Here is a 22,413-nt window from a genome sequence, read left to right on the forward strand (position 1 = left end):
AGATCACCCGCATGACCGGGGGGACCTCCGCTCAGGCCGGTACCGCGCTCTCGGTGCGCGCCCGACCAGCGCCGCGCCGCAGCTCCCCCTGGTGCGTTCCAGCAGACCAGGGGGAGCACCGTTGTTCTCGTACAGAAAGCCGTCCTCGTCCCGCATACGCCGGGTGACCGTCGCCGCGGTGTGCGGCGCCGCCCTCGGCGGGGGGATTCCGGCCGCGCAGGCCCAGGCGGCCGGGTCGCCGGCGCCGTCGGCCGGGCAGGAGGCCCGGCAGGCCGCGCGGTTCTGGACCGCGCAGCGCATGGCGGACGCCCAGCCGCTGGACGCGGCCCGCACGGCACCCGGCGGACCCGGGCCGCAGGTCGCGGCGGCGGGACGGCCCCAGGGCACCCTGTTCACGGGGACGCCGCTGGTCGGGACGTTCTTCGGCTCCGACGGGCCGAGCGGCACCACCTGGCACTGCACCGGCAGCGTCATCGACACCTCCGTACGGAACGTCGTCCTCACCGCGGCCCACTGCGCGCTGAACATGAAGAGCGACTACGTGTTCGTGCCGCAGTTCGTGCAGGGCGCCGGCCCGGACCAGCAGCCGTACGGCATCTTCCACATCCAGCACGTCTACATCGACCCCCGGTACACGCCCGACAAGGGCTCGTCGACCACCAAGGGACCCTCGTCCGACCTGGACACCGCGTTCGCCCGGGTCTCGGCCAACCAGAAGGGCCAGAGCCTCCAGGACGCGGTGGGCGGCGGACTGACCTTCACCCGCCCCGGCGGCTACACGCAGAAGAACGTCACCGTCGTCGGTTACCCCTCCTACCAGCACAACAGCGCGGGCCGGGCCGTCAAGTGCACCGTGCCGACGACCCAGCTCCCCGGCTACCGGCAGATGTCCATGACCTGCGGCGGCTACTACGGCGGCACGTCCGGCAGCCCCTGGATCACCGACTACCGGGACGGGGCCCTCACCGGCCACGTCATAGGCAACCTCGGCGGCTACAACGGCGGCGGCAACGACGCGAACGTCGACTACATCAGCTACGCCCCGGCGTTCGGCGCCGACGCCGCGAACCTCCTCGCCGACGCGGTGGCCGGCCAGGACCCGCCGTCCGGTCTGCCGCCGTACACGGGACTCCAGTTGCCCGGTGGCGCGGCCCGCTGGAAGGGCGCCGCGCTGATGGCCTCCGCGGACTACACCGGTGACCGCCTCGGCGATCTGCTCGTCGTCTGGACCGACGGCGGGGTCACGCTGTACCCCGGCGACGGCAAGGGCGGGTTCGGGGCCGAGAAGCGGCTGCTGAAGGCCAACTCCACCTGGACGCACGCCCGGAGCATCACCGGCGGGACCTTCGGCGGCACCCGGCCGGGCCTGCTGGTGCGCTGGTCCGACGGCGAGGTCACCCTCTACCCGGACCTCGGTGCCTCCGGCGTGGGCCGCGAGGTGCAGATGGCCAAGCCCAAGTCCGACTGGACGAACGCCGTGCAGCTCACCGCCGGGCAGTTCCACGGCGCCCAGGGCGCGACCGACCTGCTGGTGCGCCGGTCCGACGGCAGCCTGGTGCTGTACACCGGGATCCGCTCCGGCTCCTTCGGCACCGGCAAGCGGCTCGTCGGGGCGAACGGCACCTGGACCAAGGCCGCGCTGTTCAGCGGCGGCGCCTTCAAGGGCACGAGCGGCGCGGACCTGCTCGTGCGCTGGTCCGACGGCTCGCTCGACAGCTACTCCGGCATCTCGGCCGCCGGGCTCGGCACCCGGTCCCGGCTGGTCGGCCCCAACGGCACCTGGCCGCACGCCCAGGTCATGACCTCCGGTGACTTCACCGCCGACCACACCGGCAACGACCTCGTCGTGCGCTGGTCCGACGGCGAGACCTCGCTGTACGCCGAGACCGGCACCAAGTCCCTCGGCACCGAGAACACGCTGGTCCCGTCGGGCAGCTGACCGACACGACGACGGCACCAGGGACGACGACGCCCGCGACCGGGCGCCCGGCCGGCGGCAACAAGGGCCCCTCGCCAGGGAACCGCCGAGGCGCGACTCGACCGGATCCTGACGGCACATCCGGCGGCCGGCCCCGGGAATGCCCGGCCCGGCCCTGCGGTTGGTGCACTCCGTACCCGATCGCCGAACAGGGGGCTGACGTATGCGGATCGACGTGCACGGAACGGTGGCGGAGGGATTCGAGGGCGTACGCGAGGAGTTCGCGGCGGTGCTCGCCGGGGAGCGGGACGATCCGGGCGCACAGCTCGTGGTGTACCGGCACGGGCGGCGCGTGGTGGACCTGTGGGGCGGGGACGGCATCGACGGGGACTCGCTGACGACCCTGTACTCCATCGCCAAGGGAGCCGCCCACCTCGTCGTCGCCCTGCTGGTGCAGGAAGGGGTGCTCGACCTGGACCGTGAAGTCGCCGCCTACTGGCCGGAGTTCGGCGTGCACGGCAAGGACCGGCTGACGCTGGGCGAGCTGCTGGAGCACCGGGCCGGACTCGTCGGTGACGCCGAACAGGCCTTCACCACCGAGGAGCTGGCGGACGACCGGATCATCGCGGCCCGGCTGGCGCAGCGCGAGCCGCTGTGGGAGCCGGGCACCGCCTGGGGCTACCACGCCTTCGTCATCGGCGCCCTCACCGGCGAGGTGGTGCGCCGGGTGACCGGCCGGTCGATCCAGGAGCTGTACGAGGAGCGGATCCGGGTGCCGTACGGTCTCGACTACTACCTGGGGCTGCCCGCGGAGGCCGAGAAGCGCTGGGTGGACGTGCAGCCGCTGCTGCCGACCCCGGAGGAGGCCGCACTGCTGAAGGAGCGGGCGGCGGCTCCCGACAGCCTCCGGGGCATCGCGTTCGGCGCGCACGGGCCGGAGCCGATCGACCTCGTGGCCTTCGGCAACCACCCCCGGGTGAAGGCGCTCGGCCCGACGTCCTCGGGCGGTGTGGGCAACGCCCGCGGAGTCGCCGGGATGTACGCGGCCGCCATCAGCACCGTCGACGGCAGGCCGCCGCTGCTCACGCCCGCGACCGCGGCCCTGTTCGCCGAGCTGCGCACCCCGGGCGGCCCCGACCTGGTCGTCGGCAGCGAGAACCACTTCGCGCGCGGCTTCGAGCACACCCCCGGGCTCTACCCGGTCCTGGACATCGGCACCTTCGGGCACAGCGGCGCGACCGGCTCGCTGGGCTTCGCCGACCCCGCGAACGGCATCGCGTACGCCTACACCCGGCGCCGGTTCTCCTTCCCCTCCGGGGTGGGCGCCGCCCCGGAGAACGGCCGTCTGGCCGAGTCCGTCCTGCGGGCGGCCGCCTCCCTGTGACACGGTGCTGACAGGCGAGCGGGAAGGCGCTGACGTGGGTGACCTCTTTCTCGTCCGGCACGGTGAGACCGAGTGGTCGCGGTCCGGACGGCACACCGGCTGGACCGACGTGCCCCTCACCGAGCACGGGCGGGAGGAGGCGCGCCGGCTGGTGCCGCTGATCCGCTCGCACCGGATCGGGGCCGCGTTCGTCAGCCCTCTGCGGCGGGCCCGGGAGACCGCCGAGCTGATCGGGATCCCGGACGCCCGGGTCGACGCCGACCTGCGGGAGTGGGACTACGGCGGGTACGAGGGCGTGACCACCGCCGAGATCCAGCGGAGCCGGCCCGGCTGGTTCCTCTTCACGGACGGTGTGGCGCCGGGGCCGCCGGAGCATCCGGGCGAGACCCCGGAGCAGGTCGGCGAGCGCGCCGACCGGATGCTGGCCAAGGTCGACGCCGCCCTCGCCGGCTCCGAGGACGGTGTCGTGCTGATCGCCCACGGCCACTTCCTGCGCGTGCTCACCGCCCGCCGCCTCGGCCTCCCGCCCCGGCACGGGGCCCTGTTCCAGCTGGCGACGGGCACCCTGTGCCGGCTGGGGACGGAGCACGAGCGGCCGGTGGTGGCGGGGTGGAACATCGGGCCGCGGGAGTAGGTGCACGGGAGCGGGCGTGCGGCAGCGGGGTTGCGGGACCAGGGGGTGGGTGCGGCAGCGTACGGGCGGCGGCGCGGGCCGGGCCGACTGCATACCGTGTGCGGGATACGGTGTGCGGACCCCCGTGTACGGCCGCGCGTATGCGGCCCGGCGTATACGGCCCGGCGTATGCGGCCCGGCGTATGCGGCCCGGCGAATGCGGCCCGGCGAATGCGGCCCGGCGAATGCGGCCCGGCGAATGCGGCCCGGCGAATGCGGCCCGGCGAATGCGGCCCGGCGAATGCGGCCCGGCGAATGCGGCCCGGCGAATGCGGCCCGGCGAATGCGGTTGTCCTCGGACGAGCCTCGGACAGGCCTGCGTCCGCTGTCGGCGGGTGGACGGCCGCCCGGAAGCCAGGGCCGCGTTGTCGGACCCGGGCCGTACTCTGCGAAATGGGCCGGGTGACGGGCGGCCCGCGGGCAGGGGACGGGAGCGGAAGGGGTGCGCTGTGAGCCGACCGCCGACCGCCGCGCAGCGGCGGGTGATCGAGGCCGCGGATCCGGTGACCGGGCGGTTGCGGGGTACGGAGGCGCAGCTGGCGGCGCTGGTGCGGCGGGGGCTGGCCTTCCGGCACCCGCGGCCGCCGCATGAGCACTTCCTGACACCGGCGGGGCATCGGATACGGGAGGCGAAGCCGGGGCAGGCGGTGCCGGAGCCGAACACCCCGGAGCCCGCGGCGGACTCCGGGGTGTTCGCGGCGCGGGTCGGCGGCGAGGAGGCACCCCCCGCCGACGGTCCGGCCCGGCTGCGCGAGGTGCACGGCGCCTGGCAGGGGCTGCTGGAGCTGCGCCGGATGACCAACCCCGACGGCGCCGTGGACCGGCCGTGCGGCTGGGAGCGCACGCATCTGGTGCGGGCGGCGGCGCTGGCCCTGGAGGCGGCCGGGCACCGTCCGGCGGCCGGGGAGGCGGAGGGTTACCGGGTGCGTGCGACCCCGCAGCCGGAGGCGGTCGCCGTGTACGCGCCGGGGGCGGAGAGCCTCGCGGCCTGCGCGGCCACGCTGGAGCGCGCGGGCTGGCAGGCCGGCGAGTACACCGAACCGCGCACGAGAGTGCGCTATCTGCTGGCGTCGCCGCGCCGGGTGTGAGCGCGTGCAAGGATCAGTGGGTCTGTGTGCCGTACACGAGAAGGGGAATCCGTGAGCGAACCGTTTTCCGTGCGCGTGACCGTCCGCGGCTACGAGACCGACACCCAGGGACACCTCAACCAGTCGGTGTACCTCAACTACGCGGAGCACGCCCGCTGGTCGCTGCTGCAGGCGGCCGGCATCAGCCAGGCCCGGCTGGTGGGCCGGGGTGTCGGTCCGGTGGCACTGGAGACGACGATCCGTTTCCGGCGCGAACTGCTCGCCGGTGACGAGGTGGAGGTGACCTGCGAGTTCGAGTGGGGCGGCGGCAGGACGTTCCGGATCCTGCAGCACATACGCAAGACCGACGGCACCCTCGCGGCCGAGGTCAGCGCGGTGGGCGGACTGCTGGATCTCGAGGAGCGCAAGCTGGTCGCCGACCCGCGGGAGGTCTTCAAGGAGCTGACGACGGACCTCGCCCTGTTCGGTCTGTAGGCCCCCGCAGGCCTGCGCCCGCTGCCGGTCCCCGGAGGGTCAGTCCGCGCCGAAGGCCTCCTTGTGGTCCTCGGCCCACTCCCGGAAGGTCCGGGCCGGGCGGCCCAGCACCTCGGGCACGTCCTCGGTGACCACGGCGTTGCCGCCGTCGCGGACGTACGCGACGCCGCTCAGGACGCCGTCCACCCGCTCCGCGTCGAAACCCCAGGCGGTGCGCAGGAATTCGCGGGCCTCCCCCGGCGTCAGGTTCCGGACCGGGACCGGGCGGCCCAGGACGTCGGCGAGCACGGCCGTCTGACCGGGGACGCCGATGGCCTCGGGCCCGGTCAGGGTGTACGTCCGCCCCGCGTGCCCGGCGTCGGCCAGGGCCGTCACCGCGACCGCGGCCACATCACGGGGATCGACGACACCCGATGCCCCGTCCCCGGTCATGTTGGGCACCGGCTCGCCCGCCCGGAGCGACTCCGCCCAGCTCAGCGTGTTGGAGGCGAACGACGACGGCCTCAGCACCGTCCACTCGGCGCCGCTGTCGCGCACGGCGCGCTCGCCGTCCAGGTGCCAGAGCCCGGAGGGGCCGACCGCCGGATCCCCGGTGCCGATGGCGGAGAGCTTCACCAGCCGCCGTACGCCCGCCGCACCGGCCGCCGCGACCAGCGCCGCGTCCTGGCCCTCGTCGGGGCCCGGCGGACGCAGCAGGAAAGCGGCCGTCACTCCCTCCAACGCGGCCCGCAGGGACGCCGGTTCGCGGAAGTCCCCGCGCACCGCCTCCACCCCGGCGGGCACCCGTGCCCTCGCCGGGTCGCGGGTGAGGGCGCGCACCTTCTCACCGCGCGCGGCCAGCTGTCGTACGACGTCACTCCCGATGGTGCCCGTGGCACCCGTCACCAGAATCATGAGATCCACCGTGGACCGGCCGAGGGGCCCGGCTCTTGGAAATTCCGGCACGGCCGGGCCACCCGTCCCGCGGCGCCGGGCGCTTACGGTGGAAGGGTGCCGAACACCACCGCCTGGCAGTCCCGCAGCACGCCCGGGGTACTGCGCCCGTGGCTCGCCGGGGTGCGGACCGTGTCCTTCGCCGAGCCGCCCGAGGAGGCGTTCGTCCATCTGCCCGACGCGGTGACCAAGGTGGTGCTGCGGGTGACCGCGGACGGGCGGCGTGACGTGCTGGCCGTAGGGCCGCGGGTACGGGCCTCCTACCACGAGGGCAAGACCAGCATCTCCTGTCTGGAGCTGCGCCTCGCACCGGGTACGGCCCGGCCCCTGCTGGGGGTTGCTGCCGCCGGACTGGTCGGCCGGGTGGTGCCGCTGCACGAACTGCCGGGCCCGGCGGCGGTCCGGCTCGCGCGCGAGGTGCGCCGGCTGGAGCCCCGGGAGGCGCTGCCGCGCGTGGCCGAGGTGCTGCCCGGGCTGCTGTCCGACGCCGTGGATCCGGCCCGGACGGCGCTGCGGGCGGGCGTGGCGGCGCTGTCGGTGCGGCTGGACCGGGCGCCCGCGCAGGTCCGGGATGTCGCCCGGGAACTGGCCGTCAGCGAGCGGCAGTTGCGGAACCTGTTCGCCGACGGCGTCGGGGTCTCCCCCAAGCACTACGCCCGCATCGACCGCGTCCGTACGGTCGCCACCCGGGCCGGGAGCGCCCGCTGGTCCGACCTCGCCGCCGCCACCGGCTACTTCGACCAGTCGCACATGACGTCCGACTTCCGCGCCCTGATGGGCGTGCCGCCCGGGTCGTACTTCACCGGCCGGCTCCCCGCGGTCACACCCTGCCAGGTGGGCCGGCGCGCCTGAATCGGAATGCGCGGCCGGGGCCGTGGCTGCCATGCTGTCCCGGCGCCGGCACACCCACCACGCCCTCGACGACGCGATCGAGCAGGCGGAGCTGCTGGCCAACCTCATGGCGTGGGCCGGTCCCGCGGCGGGTCGATGAGCCCGGACCGCGGCACGCGGCCGTGCGGGGCACGGTGATCGCCGTGCCCCGCGGGGGTGTTCAGTGGGCGGCCGTGAGTTCCTGGCCCGGCTCCATCGGGTGCGTGACGTCCTCGGCCTCCTGGCCCTTGCCGATGTGGTTGAAGAGGAGGTTGAGGACGACGGCCGTCACACAGCCGGTGGAGATGCCGGAGTCCAGGACGATCTTCGCGGTCTCGGGGAAGGCGTGGTAGAAGTCCGGGACCGTGATCGGGACGATGCCGACCGCGAGGGAGACGGCGACGATCAGGACGTTGTTGTCCTTCTCCAGGCCGGCCCGGACCAGGGTCTGGATGCCGCTCGCGGCGACCGAGCCGAACAGGACGACGCCGGCGCCGCCGAGGACCGGGCGGGGGACGACGGCGATGAGCGAGGCGGCCATCGGGCACAGGCCCATCAGCACGAGGAAGCCGCCGCCGACGGCGACCACGAAGCGGCTGCGGATCCTCGTCATGGCGACGAGGCCGATGTTCTGGGCGAAGGCGCTGCACATGAAGCCGTTGAACAGCGGGCTGAGGGCGGAGCCGAGGGTGTCGGCGCGCAGGCCGGCCGCGATGGTCCGCTCGTCCGCGGGGCGTTCGACGATCTCGCCGAGCGCCAGCATGTCGGCGGTGGACTCGGTCATGGAGACGACCATCACCACGCACATCGACAGGATCGCCGCGATGTGGAACGTGGGTGCGCCGAAGTGGAAGGGGGTCGGGAAGCCGACGACGGCGGAGTGCGCGACCGGGGAGAAGTCGGTGGCGCCGAAGGGTATCGCGATCAGCGTGCCGATGATCAGGCCGAGCAGGACCGCGATCTGCTTGACGAAGCCGCGGGTGAAGCGGCGCAGCAGCAGCACGATCAGAAGGGTGATGCCGGCCAGGGTGAGGTTGGCCGTCGAGCCGTAGTCGTGCGCGGCCGGGTTCGGTCCCTGGGCCCAGCCGAAGGCGACCGGGAGCAGGGAGACGCCGATCAGGGTGATGACCGAGCCGGTGACGACGGGCGGGAAGAAGCGGACGGCCTTGCTGAAGAAGGGGGCCGCGACGAAGCCGAGGAGGCCCGCGACGATGACCGCGCCGTAGATCATCGGCAGGGCGTCGGACTTGTCCTTGGCGGACGCCACGATCGCCGTCATGGGGGCGACGCCGGCGAACGTCACACCGTTGACGAAGGGCAGGCGGGCGCCGATCTTCCAGAAGCCGAGGGTCTGCAGGAAGGTGGCGAGCCCGGCGGTGAACAGACAGGCTCCGGTGAGGAAGGTGAGGTCTTTGCCGGACAGGCCTACGGCCGCGCCGACGATCAGGGGTGGGGCGACGACTCCCGCGTACATGGCGGCCACGTGCTGCAGGCCGCTGGTCGCCATTTTGAGGGCGGGGAGTTTCTCGTCAACAGGATGGGCGGCCACGGCGGCTCCTCCGAGCGGCTGACACGTCTTTGTCGACGTGGGTTTCATGGAGGTGGTGCGTGTGGTCGTGCGGGACCGGGACGGGGGTGGGGTGGCGCTTGAGCGGTGCGAGCGGTGACCGTTCCGGGGCGCGTGCTTCCGCACGCGCCCCGGACGGCTGCCGTGGACCCCGCTCGGGTCCACGGACCCCGGTCGGGAGCCGTCCCTCCCGACCGGAGCGTTCCGGCGAGCCGCCCGCAGGGGCGACCGCCGCGTCCTCCGGCAGACCGCCCGCACGGGGCGGCCCGCCGAGTACTCCGGCGACCCGGCCACACGGCCCGGCCCGCCGAGTACTCCGGCAGACCGACCGCACGGCCCGGCCTGCCACGTCCTCCGGCAGGCCGGCCGCATGCTCCGGCCCGCCGAGGCCTTTCCGGCGCGTCACCCGCGAGAGGTGACCGCCACGTCTTCCGGCCGGCCACCCGCGAGAGGTGACCGCCGAGTTGTCCGGCGGACCGGCCGCACGGTCCGGTCCGCCTGGTCCTCCGTCCCCCGGTGGTCACCGCGCGGGCGACCGCCAGGGCTTCTGGCGAGCCGGCCGCGGGGCCGCCTGCCGGGGTGTCCGGCGGGCCGCCTCGCGGGGCGACCGCCAGGTGTGCCGGCGGCCGCTGGGGGCGGTCGCCGAGGGGGCCGGCGTATCCCGCCTCGCGGCGGCTCGGCCGAAGTGTCCGGTGGGCCGGGCGTAGGCATGGCCGGCCCACCGGCACGTGGGTGAGGAATCAGGCCTGGGCGGTGATCCGGGCGAGGCGCTGGGCCTCCTCGCGGGTGGTACGGGCGATGGTGTCCTCGTCGACGGTGAGCAGGCGGCCGTTCTCCACGATCTGCTCGCCGTTGACGAAGGACGCGGTGACCGGGGCCGCCGCGCCGAAGACCAGCGCGGTCACCGGGTCGGCGATGGAGGCGTGGGCGAGGGTGTCCATCCGCCACAGCACCACGTCGGCCAGCTTGCCCGGCTCCAGCGAGCCGATCTGGTCGGCCCGGCCGAGGACCTGGGCGCCGCCGTGGGTGCCGAGACGCAGCGCCTGACGGGCGTTCAGCGCGGCCTCGCGGTGGGCGCCGAGGCGGTTGATCAGCAGGGCGTTGCGCAGCTCGGTGTGGAGTTCGCCGGACTCGTTGGACGCCGTACCGTCGACGCCGAGGCCGACCGGGACGCCCGACCTCAGCATGTCGGGGACCCTGGCGATGCCGGCCGCGAGGCGGGCGTTGGACGACGGACAGTGGGCCACGCCCGTCTTCGTACGGGCGAACGCGGCGATGTCGGAGTCGTTCATGTGGACGCAGTGCGCCATCCACACGTCCTCACCGAGCCAGCCGGTGGACTCGAAGTAGTCGGTCGGGCCCATGCCGAACAGCTCGTGGCAGAACTTCTCCTCCTCCACGGTCTCCGAGCCGTGGGTGTGCAGCCGTACGCCCAGCCGGCGGGCCAGCTCCGCACCCTGCTTGAGGAGTTCGGTCGACACCGAGAACGGGGAGCAGGGCGCCACGGCCACCTGGGTCATGGCGTCGAAGGAGGCGTCGTGGTGCCTGAGCACGGTCTCCTCGGTCGCCGCGAGCGCACCCTCCAGCGTCTCGACGGCGAAGTCCGGCGGCAGCCCGCCGTCCTTGACGCTGCGGTCCATCGAGCCGCGGGCCAGTGTGAAGCGGACGCCCGTCTCGGCGGCGGCCCGGATGATCGAGCCCGACAGGTCCCCGGAGCCGTGCGGGAAGACGTAGTGGTGGTCCATGGCGGTGGTGACTCCGCCGCGGGCCATCATGGCGAGGGAACCCTGCGCGGCCACGTAGGTCATCTGCTCGTCGATGCGCGCCCAGGTGGGGTAGAGCGCGACGAGCCAGTTGAACAGGTTGTGGTCGGTGGCCAGACCCCGGGTGATCCACTGGTAGAAGTGGTGGTGGGTGTTGACCAGACCGGGCGTGGCCAGGTGGCCGCTCGCGTCGATCCGGCGCACCACGTTCTGAAGGCCCTCGGGGGCCCGTCCCGCGCCGACGGACTCGATGCGGTTGCCGGCGAGGACGAGGTGTCCCGAGGCGTACTCGGTGTCGCCCGCGTCCACGGTCGCGATCGCACAGTTCTCGATGACGATGCGCTGGGCTGCCGATGGTGCCATCGTGCTTCCTTGTCTGTGAGTGGCGGCCCGTGGAGGGGGAGGGTCCACGGGAGGGCACGGCAGGACCCTAGGAGGATTTGAGTGCCGGGGCCGGGTGACGGCTCCGGGTGCCGAGGTGGTGGAAGAACAGGTTGAGCAGGACCGCGGCCAGCGCTCCCGCGCTGATCCCGGAACCGAGCACGGTCCGCGCCCAGGCCGGGAAGCCGGCGTAGAAGGCCGGCGCGGCCAGCGGGATGATGCCGGCGCCGAGCGCCACGGCCACCAGGACGATGTTGGAGCTGTCGTCCAGGCCCGCCTCCGACAGCGTACGGATGCCGCTGACGGCGATCGAGCCGAAGAGCACGATGCCCGCGCCGCCGAGGACCGGCATGGGGACCAGGGAGACGACCGCGCCGAGCACCGGGAAGGCGCCGAGGACCAGCAGGGCGCCGCCGGCCACGGCGACGACATAGCGGCTGCGCACCCGGGTGAGCGAGACGACGCCGACGTTCTGGGCGAAGGCGGAGGTGGGGAAGCCGCCGAAGACGGGGCCGAGCAGGGTGGCGATGCCGTCGGTGCGCAGGCCCCGGGTGAGGGTCCGCGCGTCGGTGCGGCGCTCGCAGATCTCGCCGAGGGCGAGCATGCCGGCGCTGGACTCGGTCATCAGCACCAGCATCACGATGCACAGCGACAGGATCGCCGCGGGCTGGAACTCGGGTGGTCCGAAGGCGAAGGGCGCGGGCAGGGCCGCGACGGGCGCGGACTTCAGGGCGCCGAAGTCGGCCATGCCGAACGGGATCGCCGCCAGGGTGCCGATGAGCAGCCCGAACAGCAGGGCGACCTGCTTGACGAAGCCGCGGCCGAAGCGCTGGACCAGCAGGATCACGGCGAGCGTGAACCCGGCGAGCGCGAGGTGCGGCATGGCGCCGAAGTCGGCGGCGTTCTTGTCGCCGCCCTGGGCCCAGCTGACCGGGACCGGCATCAGCGTGACGCCGATCAGGGTGATGACGACGCCGGTGACCAGGGGCGGGAAGAAGCGCAGCAGCCGTCCGAAGAACGGGCCGACGGCCAGGCAGAAGACGCCGGCGACCATCACCGCGCCGTAGACGGCGGGGAGTTGGTGGCCCTTGCTGTTGCTCTCGGCGATCGCCAGGATCGGGGCGATGCCGGCGGAGGAGGCGGCGTTGACGAAGGGCAGCCGGTTGCCGACGAGTCCCTTCACGCCGATGGTCTGCAGGATGGTGGCGACGCCGGCGACGAGCAGGCTCGCGGCGATCAGCCGGGTGCGGGCCGCGAGGTCGAGTCCGCAGGCCTGGCCGATGATGAGCGGAGGAGTGACGACGCCTGCGTACATGGCGGCGATGTGCTGGAGCGCGGCGGGGACGAGCCGGGTCGGGTGGAGCTTTTCGTCCACCGGGTGCACGGACGTGACGGCGTCGGGCGTGACGGCGTTCCCGGTGTGCGCCGGCGGGGTGGAACAAGGGGCGTGGGCCGGCCCCTTCGCAGGCTGTGCCATGGTGTTCCCTCCGGTGTGGCGTGCCCCGGCCCGGTGGGCGGGTCCGGGGACACGCGTCCCGCGTCAGAGGTTGGTCATGTCGACCGGGATCTTCGGCTCGCAGCCGTCCCGGAGGATGGTCGCCTCGATCAGGCCGTAGGGCCGGTCGGCGGCGAAGTAGACCTCGTTGTCGTTCTTGAGCCCGAAGGGCTCCAGGTCGACCAGGAAGTGGTGCTTGTTCGGCAGCGAGAAGCGGACCTCGTCGATCTCGCTGCGGTTGTTGATGATGCGCGCGCCCATCTGGTACAGCGTCTGCTGCAGGGAGAGGGAGTAGGTCTCGGCGAAGGCCTGGAGCATGTGCTTCTTGACCTGCTCGTAGGACTTCTCCCAGTTGGGCATCCTCTGCTCGTCGTCGGTCCAGTTGAACCGCCAGCGGCCGGAGACCTGGGTGGCCAGGATGCGGTCGTACGCCTCCTTGAGCGTCGTGTACTTGTCCTTGACGTACCCCCAGAATTCGGAGTTCGTCGAGTTCATCACGACCAGGTCCTTCAGGCCGGAGACGACCTCCCACTTCTCACCGTCGTAGGTGATCTGGGTGACGCGGATCTCCTGGCCCTTGCGGACGAAGGAGTGCTTGACCTCGTCCGCGCCGATGAACCTGGAGTTGGCGTCGGAGGTCTCGATCCGCTCCCAGGCGTACTCCTCGATCCGGATCCGGGCGCGGTGGATCGGCTCCTGCGAGGTGACGAAGTGGCGGGCGAGGTGGATGCCGAACTGCTCGGCGGACTCGATGCCGTACTCCTTGGCGAACGCGTACACCGTGTTCTTGGTGGTGTCGGTCGGCAGGCAGTTGGCGTTGGAGCCGGAGTAGTGGACCTCCTCCATGTCGCCGCTCAGCGCGACGGAGACGTTGAGGTCCTTGATGTGGTGGGTGGCGCCGTCCCGCGTGATCTTTACGACTCGGTTCTCGGCCTTGCCGTACTGGTTCTGTCCCAGGATGGTGGGCATTTAGCTAGCTCCCTCGGTAAACGGAGTAGCCGAACGGGTTGAGCAGCAGCGGCACGTGGTAGTGCTCGCCCGGTACGACGGCGAACGTGATCGCCACCTCCGGGAAGAACACGGACTGCGCACCGCTGTCCCGATTCGCGGGGGCGTCCTGCTGCGCATCGGCTTGCTTTTTCTCGAAATACGGCTCGACGGCGAAGTCGAGCCGTACGTGGGTGGTCCCCTCCGGCAGTGCCGGCAGGTCCTTGCACCGGCCGTCGGCGTCGGTCGCGGAGCCGCCGAGCGCCTGCCAGTCGGCCGCACGCCCGGAGCGGGCGGAGAGCTGGATGGCGACGCCCTCGGCGGGGCGGCCGATCGAGGTGTCCAGGATGTGGGTGGACACGGAGGCGGTGGTGCTGGTGCTCATGGTGTCAGGCGTCCTCTTCGACGAGTCGGGCCAGTCGGATGCGGTTGATCTTGCCCAGCTCGGTGCGGACGATCTCCCGCTCCTGCTCCGGCGCGTTGCCGATCCGCTCCTTGACCGCGTCGCGCATCTGCTCACCGGTGCGGCCGGTGGCGCAGATCAGGAACACATGGCCGAACTTCTCCTGGTAGGCCAGGTTCAGTTCGAGCATCTCGGCCTTGAGTGCCTCGGCGGCGCCGGCCATGCCGGCCTGCTCCCGCGCGGAGGTCGGGTCCCCGGGCCTGGGCCGCCCGATCGGCGGGTGTCCGGCCATCGCCTCCTGAAGGTCCGCCGTGGTCAGCTCGGCCATGGCGGCGTCGCTGGCGGCGTAGAGCGCGTCGGGGGTGGCGTAGGGGCGGGCGGCGAGCAGGCGCCGGGCCCACTCCGTGGAGGCACACGCCTCGTGGAGGGCGGCGAGGGCCTCGCGCTCCTCCAGGTCGTTGAACCGGGCCAGGCCCGGGGGCGTGGAAGTCGAAGTCACGGGGAGCCTCCGTGGCCGGATCCGGCCTTCGTGCTGAACGGGCTGCGAACAGCTAACGCCCTCCGAAACACGGCGTCAACACTTTGTTGAAAATTCCGCGTGACAACGCTGATTCCGCAGCCCCGGCTCAGACCCCCTTCTCCCGGTTGAGGTAGTTGTAGACCGTGAAGCGGCTCACCCCGAGCGCGCTCGCCACGGTCTCGACGCCGTGCCGCACGGCGAAGGCGCCGCGCGCCTCCAGTATCCGCACGATCTCCTGCTTGGCCTTGCGGTCCAGGTCGGCCAGCGGCCGGCCCTGCCGGCGCTCCATGGCGGCGAGGATGTGGTCGAGGGAGTCGGCCAGCTGGGGCAGGCGTACGGCGACGACGTCGACGCCCTCCCAGGCGAGGACGACGTCCTCGGGGCCGGCCTCGTCCGGCGGGAGCATGTCCCCGCCCATGGCGTCGACCAGCGGTTTCACGGCCGTGATGAAGGGCTCGTCCCCGGTCACCTGTCACCCTCCGTGATCACGTTGACCTGGAGGGAGATCCGGGTCGCACCGGCTTGAAGGCTCCTGCGCAGCAGGGCGTCCACGGCGGTGAGCACGCGGTCGGCGCCCCCTTCGGCGGTGTTGCCGAACGGACCGACGTCGACGGCGTCCAGCGCGGCCGTCTCGATGACCTCGCGCGCCGCCAGCGCATGCGCCGGCGCCTCGTCGAGGTCGAAGGGTTCGGTGGTGAACTCCACTCTCAATCGCACGCGCCCAACCTAACGCGCGGCGGCGATGTTCCGGCAGCCCTGGCGGGTCCTCGCACACTCCGCGCGACGGACCCGGCGCCCGCCCGCGTAGAGCGGACGACGGATCCGTTCAGGGAGGGGAAGGGCACAGTGACACTGCGTGCACGCACAGGGGCGCTAAGGGGTGCCAGGGGTACGGCGGTCGCGGCGGCGGCGATGGCCGCGCTGACCGCGTCACAGGCGCCGGGAGCGGTCTCGGCCGGGGCGGCGGAGCCCGCGCGGCAGGCGGCCCCCGCCGGGCACGGCCCCAGCGTGACCGGGGACACCCCGTACCGCACCGAGCTGCCGCCGCTGCGGACGCGGAAGAAGGGCTCGGCGCCGGCGGTGACGGACGGCGGCGCCCTGCCCGCGACCGTGTTCGCCGCGTACCGGCGTGCCGAGGAGGAGCTCGCGCGCACCTCGCCGGGCTGCGGGCTGCGCTGGCAGCTGCTGGCCGCGATCGGCCAGGTGGAGTCCGGGCAGGCCTGGGGCGGCCGGGTGACCCCGGACGGTACGACCGTGACGCCCATCCTCGGCCCCCGGCTGACGGGCGGTGCCTTCGCCGTCGTACCGGACACCGACGGCGGCGCCTACGACGGGGACCCCGTGTACGACCGCGCGGTGGGCCCGATGCAGTTCATCCCGTCGACCTGGGCCCATTGGGGCGCGGACGGCAACGGCGACGGGCGCGCCGACCCGGACAACGTCTACGACGCCGCTCTCGCCGCCGGCCACTACCTGTGCGCCGGCGGCCGGGACCTGTCGAACCCCGCCGACCTGGACCGGGCGATCCTCGGCTACAACCACTCGGACGCCTATCTGCGCACGGTGAAGGCCTGGTACGCGTACTACCTGACCGGACACCGCGTGGTGCCGGACGCCGTCGCGGGGACCGGGGCGCACCGCCCGGAGCCCTCCCACGCGAAGGCAGCGAAGACACCGGAGCCCTCGTCGCCGAAGCCGCCGGCCGGCCGTGAGCCGGGCCCCGGGCCGTCGCGCACCCCGTCGGCGCCGGCCCCCTCCCCCACGCCCACGCCGTCCCCCACGGCCGCCGCCCCGGTGGAGTCCGCGACGCCGGTGATTCCCGTCCCCCAACCGACCCTCACCCTGCCCGGCGGCGGGGTGCTGTCCGGCGCCGGGCCGCTGACCACGGGCAACAGGTAGAACACGATGGGAGTCTCCCCCTCCACAACCGCGGATACCCGGCGGTAATGTCGCCACCCGCCGGAAGCACGGGACCGGCGGGTGAGTGCGAAGGGGCCCTCATGGCGACGGACATGCCTGCGGACACGGAAGCCGCCGACGCGCGTTGGCGGCGCATGTGGAGCCACCGCGAGCAGCTGCTCAAGGTGGCCCGGCGGCGCTCGATGAGCCAGGAGGACGCCGAGGACGCCGTACACGAGGCCATGCTGCGGGCCGCGGAGCGCCCGGACCTCGACGACGAGCGGCTCGGCGCCTGGCTGACGACGGTGACGATGCGGCTGTGCGTCGACCGGTACCGGCAGGTCAACCGCGAGGCCGAGGTGGGCCGCCGCCCCACGCTCGTCGCGCCGGGCCCGGTGCCGGTCGAGGAGGCGGTGTGCGACCGGGCCGAGGCGAGATGGCTCGCCGTCCGCAGCGGGGAGCTGCCCGCCCGGCAGGCGGAGGCGCTCCGGCTGAAGTCCGAGGACCTGGACGTCGGCCAGGTCGCGGTGCGGATGGGGCTCAGCTACCGGACCGTCGAGTCGCTGCTCGCCCGGGCCCGGCGCACGCTGCGCGCCTCGCTGGCCGGCACGCTCGGGCTGGTGCTGTTCCTCGTCGGGCGCGGGCGTCCGCGCGGGGGCGGGAAGGTGCAGGCCGTGGCGGTCACCTCGACGGCGGCGACCCTGGCGGTGGCGGGGTTCGTGCTGCCGCAGGTGCTCGGCGGGGGCGGTGGCGCGACCGCTCCGGCGCCGCACCCGGCAACGTCCCGCGGGGTGGCGCAGGTGCTCCGCAGCGGCGGCACGGAGCCGGTACGTGTGCCGCGCCCGGGCCGGGTGCCGGCGGCCCCGGTACGGACGACGGTCCCGCCGTCCGCCGGCGATTCCGCCGCACCGCTCTCCGTGCCGCCCCTGCCGAAGGTCTCGACGCCTCCGCTCCCGGAGCTGCCGGTGAAGACCGCGGTGCCGTCGGTGCCGAAGGTGCCGTCCTTGCCCTCGGTGCCCGCGCTGCCCTCGCCGCCCTCCGCTCCCCCGCTCCCGTCCGCCTCCCTCCCCGTGCCGGCCGCGAGCGTGCCCGCCCCCAAGCTGCCGTAGCACGCAGGAAACGTGCCGCACACGCGTCCGGAAAAAATTTCGCGGTCGCCGCGACGGACGCCCCGCCCCTCCCCGTAGAGCAGATGTCGGAGCTGCTCCACGGGCGAAGGGTGGGACCGGATGGGTGTCGAGATCTGTGTGGAAGGGCTGACCAAGTCCTTCGGCCACCAGGTCATCTGGCAGGACGTCTCGCTGACGCTGCCCGCCGGGGAGGTCTCGGTGCTGCTCGGCCCCTCGGGGACGGGCAAGTCGGTGTTCCTCAAGACGCTCGTCGGGCTGCTGAAGCCGGAGCGCGGCTCGATCACGATCCAGGGCCGGGACATCACCAGGCTCCGCGAGCACGACCTGTACGAGGTGCGCAAGTTGTTCGGGGTGCTGTTCCAGGACGGCGCGCTGTTCGGCTCGATGGACCTGTACGACAACATCGCCTTCCCGCTGCGCGAGCACACCCGCAAGTCCGAGACCGAGATCCGGCGCATCGTCCTCGAGAAGATGGACATGGTCGGGCTGATCGGCGCCGAGCGGAAGCTGCCCGGCGAGATCTCCGGCGGTATGCGCAAGCGGGCCGGGCTCGCCCGCGCCCTGGTCCTCGACCCGGAGATCATCCTGTTCGACGAGCCGGACTCGGGCCTGGACCCGGTCCGCGTGGCCTACCTCAACCAGCTCATCGTCGACCTCAACGCACAGATCGACGCGACCTTCCTGATCGTCACCCACGACATCGCCTCGGCCCGCCAGGTCCCGGACAACATCGGGCTGCTGTTCCGGCGCGAGCTGGTGCTGTTCGGGCCCCGCGAGGAACTGCTGACCAGCGACGAGCCGGTCGTACGGCAGTTCCTGAACGGGCGGATGCAGGGGCCGATCGGCATGGCGGAGGAGAAGGACGCCGCCCAGGTCGAGCAGGAGCTGGCCCAGCTCGACGACGGCGGCTCGGTCCAGGGCCTCACGCCCCGCCTGCTGCCCGGCCCCGGCATCACCCGCCCGCCCCGCTGGGAGGCGATCGCGAGACGCGAGGCCGAGTTGCACGGGACGGGGGTGGCGGGCGCGTGAGCCTCTCCCCGACCGGTGCGCTCAGGCACTCGGGCAACCTGTTCGCGATGGCGCTGGACGTCGTGCGGACCCTGCCCCGACGGCCCTTCCAGGCACGGGAGTTCATCCAGCAGGCATGGTTCGTGGCGAGTGTGACGATCCTGCCGACGGCGCTCGTCTCGATCCCCTTCGGCGCGGTCATCGCGCTGCAGATCGGCAGCCTGACCCGGCAGCTCGGCGCGCAGTCCTTCTCCGGTGCCGCGTCCGTGCTCGCCGTGCTGCGCGAGGCCTCCCCGATCGTCACCGCGCTGCTGATCGCGGGCGCGGGCGGCACGGCGATCTGCGCGGACCTCGGGGCGCGCAAGATCCGGGACGAGATCGACGCGATGCAGGTGCTCGGCATCGACCCGATCCACCGGCTCGTCGTACCCCGCGTCCTGGCGTCGATGGTCGTGGCCGTCCTGCTCAACGGACTCGTCTCGGTGGTCGGCGTCGCGGGCGGCTATTTCTTCAACGTCATCCTCCAGCACGGCACGCCCGGCGCCTACCTGGCGTCCTTCACCACCCTCGCCCAGCTGTCCGACCTGTGGGCGGCCGAGACCAAGGCGCTGGTGTTCGGGGCCATCGCGGCGATCGTCGCCTCGTACAAGGGGCTGACCGCGAAGGGCGGTCCGAAGGGCGTGGGCGATGCCGTCAACCAGTCCGTGGTGATCACCTTCATGTTGCTGTTCGTGACCAACTTCGTGATGACCGCCGTGTACTTCCAGGTCGTCCCGCAGAAGGGGTAGCCGATGAGACTCCTCGACCGCCCCTTGCGCTCCCTCGAAGAGCTGGGCACCCAACTGTCCTTCTACGGCCGTTCACTCGCGTGGACGGGCCGCACCCTGCGCCGCTACAAGAAGGAGATCCTGCGGCTGCTCGCCGAGGTGAGCTTCGGGCGCGGTGCCCTCGCCGTCGTCGGCGGCACGGTCGGCGTGATCGCCTTCCTGTCCTTCTTCACCGGCACCGAGGTCGGCCTGCAGGGGTACGCGGCCCTGAACCAGCTCGGCACCTCCAACTTCGTGGCGTTCCTGTCGGCGTACTTCAACACCAGGGAGATCGCCCCGCTGGTGGCCGGACTCGCGCTGTCCGCGACGGTCGGCGCCGGGTTCACCGCACAGCTCGGCGCGATGCGGATCAGCGAGGAGACGGACGCGCTGGAGGTGATGGGCGTCCCGTCGCTGCCGTTCCTGGTGACGACCCGGATGATCGCCGGTTTCGTCGCGGTGATCCCGCTGTACGTGATCGGCCTGCTGTCCTCCTACCTCGCCGCCCGCACCATCACCACCGGCTACTACGGGCAGTCGACGGGCACCTACGACCACTACTTCCACCAGTACCTGCCGCCGGTGGACGTCCTGTGGTCGTTCGGCAAGGTGATCGTCTTCGCGGTGCTGATCATCCTGGTGCACTGCTACTACGGCTACCACGCGAGCGGCGGTCCGGCGGGCGTCGGCGTCGCGGTGGGCCGGGCGGTGCGGACGTCCATCGTCGCCATCAACGTCCTGGACTTCTTCCTGAGCCTCGCGATCTGGGGCGCCAACACGACCGTACGGATCGCGGGGTGAGGCCGGTGCGAACGCTGAGACTCAGGCTGTACGGCATCGCGTTCCTCGCCGTGCTCGCGCTGCTGCTGTCCCTCGCGGTGGCCGTCTACCAGCAGGCGTTCACCTCCGTCGTACCGATCACCCTGCGGGCCGACGCCCTCGGCAACCAGCTCGATCCGCGCGCCGACGTCAAGCTGCGCGGGGTGCTGGTCGGCGAGGTGCGCGAGGTGCACGCCGACGGCACGAAGGCGACCCTCGACATCGCGCTGAAGCCGGGTTACGTCCCGTACATCCCCGCGGACGTGCACGCCCGGCTGCTGCCCAAGACGCTGTTCGGCGAGAAGTACGTCGACCTGGTCCCGCCCGCCCGCTCCTCGGCCCGGCCGATCCGCGCCGGAGACGTGATCACCCAGGACCGTACGAAGGTCGGCATCGAGGTGCAGCAGCTGATGAACGACCTGCTGCCGCTGCTGCGGACCGTCCGGCCGGGCGAACTCAACGCCACGCTCTCGGCGTTCGCCACCGCCCTGGAGGGCCGCGGCGACCGGATCGGCGGCAACCTCGCCCGGGTCGAGGGCTATCTGCGCCGGCTCAACCCCCACCTGCCGTCGCTGAAGGAGGACATCTCCCGGTTCGCCGACGTCGCCCAGGTGTACGGCGACGCCGCGCCCGACCTGATGCGGATCCTGCGCAACACGGTCACCACCAGCCGCACGATCGTCGAGAAGCAGGACCAGCTGGCCGCGGGGCTCCGCTCGACCGCGGCGGTGGCGGGCACCGCGGACGACTTCCTGTCCCGCAACGGCGACCGGCTGATCACCCTCGGCCGGGTCTCCCGCCCCACCCTGGAGCTGTTCGCCCGCTACTCCCCCGAGTACCCGTGCCTGTTCCAGGGCCTGGTCCGGCAGGAGAAGGCGTCCGAGGACGCGTTCCGGGGCGGCGAGATGCGGATCACCCTGGAGGTCGTCCGGCCGCAGGGGGCGTACCGGCCCGGTGAGGAGCCGGTCTACGGCGAGCGGTCGGGCCCTAACTGCCGTGGTCTGCCGCACCCATCGGTACCGGGGCCGAAGCCCCATCTCGACGACGGTACGTCCGCCGGAGGTTCCGGCGGCGCACTCCCCGGAGGTGTCGACGTGTCCGCCACCCGGGCCGAGCAGCGGGCCGTCGGCTCGCTCGTGGCTCCCGTCATGGGCGTGCCCGCGGATCAGGTGCCGCCCGTCGCGACCCTGCTGTTCGGGCCGCTCGCGCGCGGAACGGCGGTGAGCGTCGCATGAGCAGGTCAGGAGCCCGGCAGACGGCCGCACCGCTGATCAAGTTCAGCCTGTTCGCGCTGGTCACGATCGCGGCGACGGCGCTGCTCGCCGCCACCATCGTCAACCTCTCCTTCACCCCGAAGGACACCTACCACGCGGTGTTCTCCGACGTGACCGGACTGGAGACCGGGGACGACATCCGGGTGGCCGGAGTGCGGGTCGGTCAGGTCGAGGACATCCGGATCAAGGACCGGACCCTGGCCGAGGTCACGTTCTCCGTCACCGCCGACCGGCCGCTGCTGACGTCCACCCACGCGGTCGTCCGCTACCGCAACCTGGTCGGGCAGCGGTACGTCGCGCTCACCGAGGGCACCGGCGACGGCACGGGGCGGCTGCGGCCGGGCGGCACCATCCCGCTGTCCCGCACCGAGCCGGCGCTGGACCTCAACGCCCTGCTGAACGGCTTCAAGCCGCTGTTCGCCGCGCTCAGCCCGAGCGACGTCAACCAGCTCGCCACCGAGATCATCCAGACCTTCCAGGGCGAGGGCGGCACGGTGAACAGCCTGCTCACGCACACCGCCTCGCTCACCACGACGCTCGCCGACCGCGACCAGCTGATCGGCTCGGTGATCGACAACCTCAACACCGTCCTGGCCACCCTCGACAAGCGCGGCTCCCGCTTCTCCGACCTGCTCACCCAGCTGCGCCGGGTCGTCTCGGGGCTCTCCGCCGACCGGGGGCCCATCGGGAGGTCGCTGGTGAGCATCGGCGACCTCGCGGGCGTCACCTCGGGTCTGCTGAAGGACGCGCGTCCGCCGCTGAAGGACGACATCGCCGGGCTCGGCGAGCTCACCGGAACGCTGAACGACAACCAGAAGACCGTGGAGGGCGTCCTGCAACGGCTGCCGAACAAGCTCAACGAGCTGACCGGGACGGCGTCCTACGGCTCGTGGTTCAACTTCTACCTCTGCGACTTCGACGGCCGGATCGTGCTGCCGGAGACGAAGCAGGTGCTCACCCCGGAGCTGCACGTGGCGCGGGCGAGGTGTGGCGGATGAGTCTGCGTGCCGTACGAAAGCGC

22 protein-coding genes are annotated in these 22,413 nt (G+C 72.7%); 13 read left to right on the forward strand and 9 right to left on the reverse strand.

The features are described from left to right. Positions 1 to 121: 121 nt before the first annotated feature. The 5 genes from ABB07_RS07510 (at position 122) to ABB07_RS07530 (ending at position 5,537) form a co-directional block, all read left to right on the forward strand. Positions 122 to 1,939 carry a trypsin-like serine peptidase gene (locus ABB07_RS07510; protein WP_244189257.1) on the forward strand — a complete coding sequence of 606 codons (1,818 nt, stop codon included), beginning with the start codon at positions 122 to 124 and terminating at the stop codon, positions 1,937 to 1,939. Positions 1,940 to 2,141: 202 nt separating this feature from the next. After that, a complete protein-coding gene (locus tag ABB07_RS07515; RefSeq protein WP_208897980.1) occupies positions 2,142 to 3,302 on the forward strand; it encodes a serine hydrolase domain-containing protein in 1,161 nt (386 codons plus the stop codon). A 34-nt stretch (positions 3,303 to 3,336) separates the two neighbouring features. Continuing rightward, entirely contained in the window at positions 3,337 to 3,936 is a 600-nt protein-coding gene (locus ABB07_RS07520; protein WP_208897981.1) for a histidine phosphatase family protein, read from the forward strand. Positions 3,937 to 4,424: 488 nt separating this feature from the next. Next, positions 4,425 to 5,063: a hypothetical protein gene (locus ABB07_RS07525; protein WP_208897982.1), complete on the forward strand. Its 639-nt coding sequence runs from the start codon at positions 4,425 to 4,427 to the stop codon at positions 5,061 to 5,063. A 51-nt stretch (positions 5,064 to 5,114) separates the two neighbouring features. Continuing rightward, the gene (locus ABB07_RS07530; protein WP_208897983.1) at positions 5,115 to 5,537 is read left to right on the forward strand and encodes an acyl-CoA thioesterase; all 423 of its coding nucleotides are present in this window, start codon (positions 5,115 to 5,117) and stop codon (positions 5,535 to 5,537) included. Positions 5,538 to 5,576: 39 nt separating this feature from the next. Here ABB07_RS07530 and ABB07_RS07535 read toward each other — a convergent pair whose 3' ends face one another. Continuing rightward, positions 5,577 to 6,431 carry an NAD(P)H-binding protein gene (locus ABB07_RS07535; RefSeq protein WP_425264689.1) on the reverse strand — a complete coding sequence of 285 codons (855 nt, stop codon included), beginning with the start codon at positions 6,429 to 6,431 and terminating at the stop codon, positions 5,577 to 5,579. Between the two features lie 96 nt (positions 6,432 to 6,527). Here ABB07_RS07535 and ABB07_RS07540 point away from each other — a divergent pair, with 96 nt between their 5' ends. Then, positions 6,528 to 7,322 carry a helix-turn-helix domain-containing protein gene (locus ABB07_RS07540; RefSeq protein WP_208897985.1) on the forward strand — a complete coding sequence of 265 codons (795 nt, stop codon included), beginning with the start codon at positions 6,528 to 6,530 and terminating at the stop codon, positions 7,320 to 7,322. 199 nt (positions 7,323 to 7,521) lie between these two features. Here the strand turns inward: ABB07_RS07540 and ABB07_RS07550 are convergent, their stop codons facing one another. The 8 genes from ABB07_RS07550 to ABB07_RS07585 form a co-directional block, all read right to left on the reverse strand. Beyond that, positions 7,522 to 8,889, reverse strand: coding sequence for a nucleobase:cation symporter-2 family protein (locus ABB07_RS07550; protein WP_208897986.1), 1,368 nt, complete (start codon positions 8,887 to 8,889; stop codon positions 7,522 to 7,524). Positions 8,890 to 9,647: 758 nt separating this feature from the next. Further along, a complete protein-coding gene (locus tag ABB07_RS07555) occupies positions 9,648 to 11,033 on the reverse strand; it encodes an 8-oxoguanine deaminase (RefSeq protein ID WP_208897987.1) in 1,386 nt (461 codons plus the stop codon). Positions 11,034 to 11,100: 67 nt separating this feature from the next. Continuing rightward, positions 11,101 to 12,528: a nucleobase:cation symporter-2 family protein gene (locus tag ABB07_RS07560; RefSeq protein ID WP_208897988.1), complete on the reverse strand. Its 1,428-nt coding sequence runs from the start codon at positions 12,526 to 12,528 to the stop codon at positions 11,101 to 11,103. Positions 12,529 to 12,591: 63 nt separating this feature from the next. After that, positions 12,592 to 13,515, reverse strand: a complete 924-nt coding sequence (pucL, locus tag ABB07_RS07565; protein ID WP_208897989.1) for a factor-independent urate hydroxylase — start codon at positions 13,513 to 13,515, stop codon at positions 12,592 to 12,594. 4 nt (positions 13,516 to 13,519) lie between these two features. Next, positions 13,520 to 13,918 carry a hydroxyisourate hydrolase gene (uraH, locus tag ABB07_RS07570; protein WP_055703394.1) on the reverse strand — a complete coding sequence of 133 codons (399 nt, stop codon included), beginning with the start codon at positions 13,916 to 13,918 and terminating at the stop codon, positions 13,520 to 13,522. A 4-nt stretch (positions 13,919 to 13,922) separates the two neighbouring features. Continuing rightward, positions 13,923 to 14,435 (reverse strand): 2-oxo-4-hydroxy-4-carboxy-5-ureidoimidazoline decarboxylase, encoded by a 513-nt coding sequence (gene uraD, locus ABB07_RS07575; protein WP_208897990.1) that lies wholly within the window; start codon positions 14,433 to 14,435, stop codon positions 13,923 to 13,925. A gap of 127 nt (positions 14,436 to 14,562) precedes the next feature. Continuing rightward, the gene (locus tag ABB07_RS07580; RefSeq protein ID WP_397998403.1) at positions 14,563 to 14,874 is read right to left on the reverse strand and encodes a helix-turn-helix domain-containing protein; all 312 of its coding nucleotides are present in this window, start codon (positions 14,872 to 14,874) and stop codon (positions 14,563 to 14,565) included. Positions 14,875 to 14,921: 47 nt separating this feature from the next. Further along, on the reverse strand, positions 14,922 to 15,173 hold the full coding sequence (locus ABB07_RS07585; RefSeq protein ID WP_208897992.1) for a hypothetical protein: 252 nt from the start codon (positions 15,171 to 15,173) through the stop codon (positions 14,922 to 14,924). 195 nt (positions 15,174 to 15,368) lie between these two features. On the opposite strand from ABB07_RS07585, the gene ABB07_RS07590 reads away from it, so the two are divergent. The 7 genes from ABB07_RS07590 (at position 15,369) to ABB07_RS07620 (ending at position 22,390) form a co-directional block, all read left to right on the forward strand. Next, entirely contained in the window at positions 15,369 to 16,355 is a 987-nt protein-coding gene (locus tag ABB07_RS07590) for a lytic transglycosylase domain-containing protein (RefSeq protein ID WP_208903329.1), read from the forward strand. 101 nt (positions 16,356 to 16,456) lie between these two features. Further along, positions 16,457 to 17,464: a sigma-70 family RNA polymerase sigma factor gene (locus ABB07_RS07595; RefSeq protein WP_208897993.1), complete on the forward strand. Its 1,008-nt coding sequence runs from the start codon at positions 16,457 to 16,459 to the stop codon at positions 17,462 to 17,464. Positions 17,465 to 17,584: 120 nt separating this feature from the next. Beyond that, entirely contained in the window at positions 17,585 to 18,514 is a 930-nt protein-coding gene (locus ABB07_RS07600) for an ABC transporter ATP-binding protein (protein ID WP_208897994.1), read from the forward strand. Then, positions 18,511 to 19,281 carry an MlaE family ABC transporter permease gene (locus ABB07_RS07605; RefSeq protein ID WP_208897995.1) on the forward strand — a complete coding sequence of 257 codons (771 nt, stop codon included), beginning with the start codon at positions 18,511 to 18,513 and terminating at the stop codon, positions 19,279 to 19,281. Before ABB07_RS07600 ends, ABB07_RS07605 begins: the two co-directional genes overlap by 4 nt. Before the next feature lie 3 nt (positions 19,282 to 19,284). Then, the gene (locus ABB07_RS07610) at positions 19,285 to 20,100 is read left to right on the forward strand and encodes an MlaE family ABC transporter permease (RefSeq protein WP_055703659.1); all 816 of its coding nucleotides are present in this window, start codon (positions 19,285 to 19,287) and stop codon (positions 20,098 to 20,100) included. Positions 20,101 to 20,105: 5 nt separating this feature from the next. Then, entirely contained in the window at positions 20,106 to 21,353 is a 1,248-nt protein-coding gene (locus ABB07_RS07615) for an MCE family protein (protein WP_208897996.1), read from the forward strand. Next, positions 21,350 to 22,390 (forward strand): MCE family protein, encoded by a 1,041-nt coding sequence (locus tag ABB07_RS07620; protein WP_208897997.1) that lies wholly within the window; start codon positions 21,350 to 21,352, stop codon positions 22,388 to 22,390. The genes ABB07_RS07615 and ABB07_RS07620 overlap by 4 nt, the downstream gene beginning before the upstream one ends. The last annotated feature ends 23 nt before the right edge of the window (positions 22,391 to 22,413 follow it).

Origin of the sequence: Streptomyces incarnatus (assembly GCF_001027185.1) — a bacterium.
In the GTDB taxonomy this organism is placed as follows: domain Bacteria; phylum Actinomycetota; class Actinomycetes; order Streptomycetales; family Streptomycetaceae; genus Streptomyces; species Streptomyces puniciscabiei.